The following is a 5,491-nucleotide window of genomic DNA, read 5'->3' on the forward strand; positions in this document are numbered from 1 at the left end:
GTAGCGCCGATGGTAGTGTGGGGTCTCCCCATGCGAGAGTAGGGAACTGCCAGGCATCAAATTTAGTGTGCTGATATGGCTCAGTTGGTAGAGCGCACCCTTGGTAAGGGTGAGGTCCCCAGTTCGACTCTGGGTATCAGCACCAGTTTTTCGGTTAAAGTTCGGCGCTTAGAAAAGAATTTGTCTGGCGGCTTTAGCGCGGTGGTCCCACCTGACCCCATGCCGAACTCAGAAGTGAAACGCCGTAGCGCCGATGGTAGTGTGGGGTCTCCCCATGCGAGAGTAGGGAACTGCCAGACATCAAATAAGTGAAAAGGCCATCCGAAAGGATGGCCTTTTTGCGTTTTAACGTATCAGGAAACTGCTGGATGCGGCGTAATCACCTTATCCGGCCTGCAGATTTTGCCAGGCATTAAGGAACGCAAAATTAGTGCAGTACCTGCGACAAAAATGCACGGGTACGCTCTGATTTTGGTTGAGAGAAAAATTCCTCTGGCGGTGCCTGTTCAACAATTTCACCACGATCCATAAAGATCACCCGGTCAGCTACTGTTCTGGCAAACCCCATTTCATGCGTCACACACAGCATTGTCATCCCGGACTGCGCCAGTCCAATCATGGTATCCAGCACCTCTTTCACCATTTCAGGATCCAGAGCTGAAGTGGGCTCGTCAAAAAGCATAATTTTCGGTTTCATACACAGTGAGCGCGCAATCGCCACGCGTTGCTGTTGGCCACCCGATATTTGTCCTGGAAATTTCTGCGCATGCTCAGCAATCCGTACCCGCTCCAGATAATGCATCGCCAGCGCTTCAGCCTCTTTCTTCGGCATTTTATGAACCCAAATCGGCGCGAGTGTGCAATTTTGCAAAACCGTCAGATGAGGAAACAGATTGAAGTGCTGGAACACCATCCCAACTTCTTGTCTGACACGCTCGATATTGCGGATATCTTCATTGAGTTCAATGCCATCGACGATGATACGCCCTTGCTGATGTTCCTCCAGATGGTTAATACAGCGGATGGTCGTTGACTTACCAGACCCGGATGGCCCGCAAAGAACAATTCGCTCGCCTTGCTTCACATTCAGATTGATATTTTTCAGGACATGAAATTGTCCGTACCATTTGTTGACGTTTTCCAGCGTAATCATCGCGTCGGCGGGTTGGATTAATAATTGGCTCATAGATTCCTCAGTGCGGTGTACGCCCGGTGTTAAAACGTTTCTCCAGATGCTGGCTATAGCGAGACATGCTGAAACAGAAAATCCAATAAATCATGGCAGCAAAAACATATCCTTCGGTCGACATGCCCAGCCAGGTGGGATCGACAGTGGCTTGTTGCACGCTGCTAAACAGATCAAACAGGCCGATGATGATCACCAGACTGGTATCTTTAAACAGTGCAATGATGGTGTTCACAAGTCCTGGGATCACCAGTTTCAATGCTTGCGGAAGGATGATGAGCCCCTGGGTTTTCCAGTAACCCAATGCCAGAGACTCTGCGGCTTCATACTGGCCTTTTGGTAATGCTTGTAATCCACCGCGCACCACTTCTGCGACATAGGCGGACTGAAACAGAATCACCCCTACCAGTGCCCGGATAAGTTTGTCGATGCTGGTACCTTCCGCCATGAAGAGCGGTAGCATGACTGAGGACATAAACAGTACGGTGATCAAAGGTACGCCGCGCCAGAATTCAATAAAAATGACGGACAGGACGCGAACGACCGGCATATGAGAGCGGCGGCTTAGGGCCAGCAAAATGCCTAATGGGAGTGCCCCCGCGATGCCTACTGAGGCAATAATCAGGGTCAGGGTCAATCCACCCCACTGCCGTGTTTCTACCCGATCAAGGCCCAAAACACCGCCATACATGAGCCACCAGACTACGATAGGGTAGATAACGGCCCAAACCACAATATAACGTCCGCGATGTGGTATCGACTTCCAGAACATGGGGGCAATGGAGAGCAGGCCTGTGAGTAATGCAAGATTGATACGCCAACGCTGTTCATGCGGATAGAGTCCATACATAAACTGACCGAAACGCTCATGAATAAATACCCAACAAGCGCCCGCTTTCGTGCAATCTTCCCGGGTGGAACCTACCCAGTTAGCTTGCAAAAATGCCCAGTTCAGTAAAGGGGGGATGAGTTCCCACATGAGCCATAAGCAGAAAATCGTCAGTAGACTATTGGACCAACTGGAAAATAAATTCTTACGGGCCCACAACATTGCCTGACCTGCGCCGTTACTGGCTGGGCGCGGGGGATGAGACAGCAGAGCTTTTGTCATCATGATTCCTTAGCGCTCTATCAGTGCGATACGGCGGTTATAAATGTTCATCAACAGTGAAATAGACAGACTGATAATGAGGTATACAGACATAGTAATAGCAATAGTCTCAATGGCTTGCCCCGTCTGGTTGAGTACTGTCCCGGCAAACAGTGACACCATGTCCGGGTAGCCAATAGCGGCGGCAAGTGAAGAGTTTTTGACAATGTTCAGATACTGGCTGGTGAGTGGCGGAATGATCACGCGGAGTGCCTGAGGAATAATGACCTGGCGTAGCGTCACCGTATTTGGCAGGCCCAGTGAACGCGCGGCCTCATGTTGACCATAAGGAACGGCCTGAATACCAGCCCGAATAATTTCTGCAATAAATGCGGAGGTATACACAGATAACGCCAGAGTCAGCGCCGCCAGCTCGGGAATGAGAGCCATTCCCCCACGGAAGTTAAACCCACGTAATTCCGGTACGTCCCAGTGAAGCGCAGCGCCAAAAATCCAGTGCGCTATCACAGGAAACAGGACTACTAATGCCATCGCCGTCGGCCAGGTTCTGCGTAGCTGACCTGTCTTTATCTGGTGCATTTTGTTGAAGCGAAATAACCCAATGGATAATGCAGCGGCAAACAGGATCGCAAGGCAAAACGCGAACAGACCTTCTCCTGGTAATGGGGTTGGGATATAGAGTCCCCGGTTGCTCAAAAAGACAAGATCCAGTGCGCTGACGGCCTGGCGCGGTCCCGGAAGATTGCGCAGTACGGCAAAATACCAAAAGAAGATCTGCAACAGGGGAGGGATATTGCGGAAGGTTTCGATGTAAAAGGTAGACAGTTTGCGTAATAGCCAGTTATCTGACAGGCGAGCCAGCCCCAGAAAGAAACCGAGAAATGATGCGAATACAATACATAATGCAGAGACTAAAAGCGTATTGAGCAATCCGACAATAAAAACGCGGCCATAGGTATCGCCTTGCTCGTAATCGATCAAGTGCTGGACGATACCGAATCCGGCACTGCGATCGAGAAAAGCGAATCCTGAGGTAATGCCCCTGTTGCTCAAATTATTCATGGTGTTATGCAGCAAATAGATAGCAACACTGACAACCACGATGACGGCGAGTATTTGAAATAACCAGGCGCGTACCGCAGGGTTAGAAAAGGATAACGTTCCTTTTACGGGGGAGCGGTGATGGAACATAAGAAAACCTCGGAAACCATGACTCTTGTCTGAGCGCCGCCTGGTTGCGGCGCCCGTTACATCACATCGGATTAGCGTACGGGAGGGGCATACTGAATACCGCCATTATTCCAGAGGTTATTCTGACCACGTTTGATCTTCAGCGGGCTTTCCGATCCCACGTTGCGCTCAAAGATCTCTGCATAGTTCCCCACCTGCTTAATGATGTTGTAAGCCCACTTGTTATCGAGTTTAAGATCCTTGCCATAATCGCCTTCTTTACCCAACAGATGCGCCATATCAGGTGTTGCCGGGTTAGCGGCTTTTTCATCGACGTTCTTCGAGTTCACGCCCATTTCTTCAGCGTTCAACATGGCAAAGAGCGTCCAGCGGACGATAGAAAACCACTCATCGTCGCCACGGCGAACGACAGGTCCCAGCGGTTCTTTTGAAATGACTTCCGGCAACACTATCCATTCAGCCGGATTGCTGAGTTTGATCCTCAGGGCATACAGTTGAGACTGATCGGAAGCTAATGTATCGCAACGGCCAGATTCCAGCGCTTTGGCTGATTCGTCAGAACGGTCGAAAGTCACCGGTGTGTATTTCATGTTATTGGCCTTGAAGTAATCGGCCACGTTAAGTTCAGTGTCGGTTCCTGCCTGGATACAAACGGTCGCACCATCCAGCTCTTTGGCGCTTTTCAGGCCTGCTTTATTATGGGTAAGGAAGCCGATGCCATCGTAATAAGTCACACCAGTGAAAGACATACCCATGCCGGCATCGCGGGAAGAGGTCCAGGTGGTATTGCGGGATAACATATCAACTTCGCCAGACTGCAATGCAGTAAAACGTTCTTTTGCCGTTAACGGGGTGTATTTTACTTTTGTATCATCGCCAAATACTGCAGCGGCGACACCACGGCAAACATCGACATCAATGCCCGAAAATTTACCGCTCGCGTCAGCGTAAGAAAAACCAGGCAGGCCGTCACTGATACCACATTGTACGAAACCTTTTTTCTTCACTGCATCCAGAGTTGATCCGGCATGTGCCTGATTTGCAATCGCAAGCAGCACGCCGGCTGCAGCAAAGCTGGCTATCATCATCTTTTTCATAATGCATCCTGTGTGGCGAAATTATCGTTATAGAGAGACGTTCTGGAAACGTCTTTTACCTGTCTGTGGCTCTGGCCATACTCTTTATAAGCAAAGGTGGTGCCAAGTTTTGCGTTCGAATCTCTAACGCAATATGTCTGAGTGTAGACAGGAAAAAATAAATGTAGCGCCCTGAAATGGTGCGAAATTGAAACGTAAGCCACATTTTGGAGCAAAATATTTAAATTTTAGATGAGGTGTTGAATAATGATTTCGGGAGTGAAAATTGACAGAGAAAGTATGTGGGAAAGAAACGATGATAGTTGTGAAAAATGTTGAGTGTTAAATTTGTCGCTGTGCTCTGTAAGTAAAAAGAATAATTAAAAACGAGGGAATAAAATGAAGCCAACATTTTGTCTTATATGAAGATTCTGTCTTTGACGTTAAAAGCGCGGCATTGCCGCGCTTTTAACATTTATTTGGACAGGGCGATGATCCCCATTGTCATACCTGCTACGGCGGCAGTCCCTACGGCGATAGCCCCTGCCGTTTCCCAGTTATCCTGAGTGGTCCCCTTCATACAGGTATTGGTATGAACCAGACGGCCCTGATCATCATAGACGGGTACGCAAGGGGAGTCATGTGCACAGCCCGCCAGAAATGCGGTGAGCAATGCAACTGAAATTAATCTTTTCATGGTGTTACCTCAAAAATAAACGTTTCGCGAAATACAGCAAAGACAAATGCCAGGCCATCTGCGAACTCATGGCTATTTTACCACCACTTAAAAAGCGGCTGGCATGGGGAATAATCTCAATTCGTGTGAATTGTAAAAATAATGGAGAAACAAATCGGCTGGGAGAAGGTTATCTATATGAAATAGAGAAAAATAAATGACTATCTATTTAATAAATAAGGAGGTGGCTA

Annotated in this window: 5 protein-coding genes, 1 tRNA gene and 1 rRNA gene; 2 read left to right on the plus strand and 5 right to left on the minus strand. The window is 48.6% G+C overall.

The annotated features are described in order from the left end of the window. The first annotated feature begins 69 nt into the window (after positions 1-69). Positions 70-145: transfer RNA gene (locus tag CJP72_RS24555), tRNA-Thr, on the plus strand. 38 nt (positions 146-183) lie between these two features. After that, positions 184-299, plus strand: a 5S ribosomal RNA gene (gene rrf, locus CJP72_RS24560). A 128-nt stretch (positions 300-427) separates the two neighbouring features. Here rrf and CJP72_RS24565 read toward each other — a convergent pair. The 5 genes from CJP72_RS24565 to CJP72_RS24585 all read right to left on the minus strand — a co-directional run bounded on the left by CJP72_RS24565 (position 428) and on the right by CJP72_RS24585 (position 5,261). Next, entirely contained in the window at positions 428-1,186 is a 759-nt protein-coding gene (locus CJP72_RS24565; RefSeq protein ID WP_162383847.1) for an amino acid ABC transporter ATP-binding protein, read from the minus strand. A 7-nt stretch (positions 1,187-1,193) separates the two neighbouring features. After that, positions 1,194-2,297 (minus strand): amino acid ABC transporter permease, encoded by a 1,104-nt coding sequence (locus CJP72_RS24570; RefSeq protein ID WP_162383851.1) that lies wholly within the window; start codon positions 2,295-2,297, stop codon positions 1,194-1,196. Positions 2,298-2,306: 9 nt separating this feature from the next. Further along, complete coding sequence (locus CJP72_RS24575) at positions 2,307-3,488, minus strand: amino acid ABC transporter permease (RefSeq protein ID WP_162383848.1); 1,182 nt, start codon at positions 3,486-3,488, stop codon at positions 2,307-2,309. Between the two features lie 71 nt (positions 3,489-3,559). Further along, on the minus strand, positions 3,560-4,585 hold the full coding sequence (locus CJP72_RS24580; RefSeq protein ID WP_162383849.1) for an amino acid ABC transporter substrate-binding protein: 1,026 nt from the start codon (positions 4,583-4,585) through the stop codon (positions 3,560-3,562). Between the two features lie 454 nt (positions 4,586-5,039). After that, the gene (locus CJP72_RS24585; protein WP_162383850.1) at positions 5,040-5,261 is read right to left on the minus strand and encodes a lipoprotein; all 222 of its coding nucleotides are present in this window, start codon (positions 5,259-5,261) and stop codon (positions 5,040-5,042) included. Positions 5,262-5,491: the final 230 nt, after the last annotated feature.

The sequence above is a fragment of the Citrobacter sp. NCU1 genome (genome assembly GCF_010231475.1).
In the GTDB taxonomy this organism is placed as follows: Bacteria; Pseudomonadota; Gammaproteobacteria; order Enterobacterales; family Enterobacteriaceae; genus Citrobacter_D.